The organism is Tissierella sp. (assembly GCF_052089545.1).
GTDB lineage: Bacteria > Bacillota > Clostridia > Tissierellales > Tissierellaceae > Tissierella_A.
This window is the reverse complement of record NZ_JBQDAA010000045.1, coordinates 12,225-13,958: the sequence shown is the minus strand read 5'-3', so window position 1 is coordinate 13,958 and position 1,734 is coordinate 12,225. Positions and strand designations below refer to the sequence as shown.

Below are 1,734 nucleotides of genomic sequence, written 5' to 3'. Positions count from 1 at the left end.
AAATATAAAAATAACCGGAAAGGTAGTATTTAATAAAAAAGATAATCAAGGAAACTTATTATCCGGAGCGAAATTTGGACTTTATGCTAATGATACTAGAGAACTTGTACAAGAACAAACAAGTGATGAAAATGGATTAGTAGAATTTACCAACCTACCATTGGGAGGATATCAGCTTAAAGAACTAGAAGCACCAGAAGGATATAGGACCATGCTTAGCTCAATTGGTTTTGCTATACATGGCGATACTTCTGATCCTGTTAAACTAGTTAGATTAAATGATATTATAAATCCAAGAATTATAGGAAGCGTAAGTTTAACTAAACATGATAGTGAAGGGAACCCATTGGAAGGAGCAAAATTTGGTATCTATGATGATAATGGTGACCTAGTTAAAGAAGAAACAAGTAATAGTAGTGGATTAGTACGGTTTCTTTTTATACCTTATGGAAACTATGTAGTTAAAGAAATAGAAGCACCAGATGGATATGATGTCTCTGATGAAACTTTCCAAGTAGAAATAAAAGAGTATGGAGAATATATAAACCTAGGGGAAATAATAAATGAAAAAGCAAAAAAGAATGTAAGCTTTACTAAAAAGGATGACAAAGATAATCCATTAGCCGGAGCAAAGTTTGGAATTTTTGATATGGAATATAATCTAATATACGAACAAACAAGTGACGCAAATGGAATAGTAAGATTTAAAGATGTAGCATTAGGAAACTATATGGTTAAGGAAATAGAAGCACCGGAAGGTTATAAATCTTCAAATATAGCAAGGGGCCTCAATGTAAATGAGGAATCGCCTAATGAAATTCAAATGAATGGATTTATAAACAAAAGAATTACAGGAAAGATAATTTTAACTAAGAAAGATAATAAAGGCAATTTACTAGCTGGAGCAAGGTTTGGACTTTATGATGAAGATGGAAATCTAGTAGAGGAACAAACAAGTGATAGTGATGGATTGGTAGAATTTAATGATATCCATGTAGGTAAATATACAGTAAAAGAAATAGAAGCACCAGAAGGATATATAGCTTCAGATGAAACTTTACAAGCTCGTCTAATGGGACAATGGAGTATAGATGATTTAGGCGAAGTAATAAATAAAAAGAAAGGTAAAAGTATAGAATTCATTAAAAAAGATAATGAAGGAAACTTAGTAGCTGGAGCAGAGTTTGGAATGTATTACTTGAATGGATCCCTATATAAAACTGTAACAAGTAATCAAAATGGTCTAGTAAGATTTGAGGATGTAGACTTAGGGATATATGAAATCAAGGAGATAGAAGCACCAGAAGGTTATATAGATTCGAATTTTAAACAGTATGTATTTATAACCAAAAATTCCCGTAAAGTAACTAAAATACTTCCTTTTGTAAATAAAAGAATTAGAGGAAGTGTAACTTTAACTAAAAAAGATAGTGAAGGCAATCTACTAGCTGGAGCAAGGTTTGGAATCTATGATGAAGATGGAAATTTAGTAGAAGAACGAACAAGTGACGAAGATGGGCTTGTAGAATTTAACAATATACCTTATGGTGATTATACAGTAGAAGAAATAGAAGCACCAGAAGGATATGTAGCTTCACCTACAACTTTTGATGTAAGTATAAATGAACACAAAGAAGTAGTTGATTTAGGTAAGGTTACAAATATAAAAATTAAAGGTACTGTAGTTTTAACTAAAGAAGACAATATGGATAATGGAAATGTACTAGCCGGAGC

General features: G+C 31.5%; 1 protein-coding gene. It reads left to right on the top strand.

What is annotated here, in order from left to right; genetic code table 11:
• On the top strand, positions 1 to 1,734 hold a 1,734-nt coding region (locus ACTHW2_RS05195), incomplete at both ends, for a SpaA isopeptide-forming pilin-related protein (RefSeq protein ID WP_442262858.1).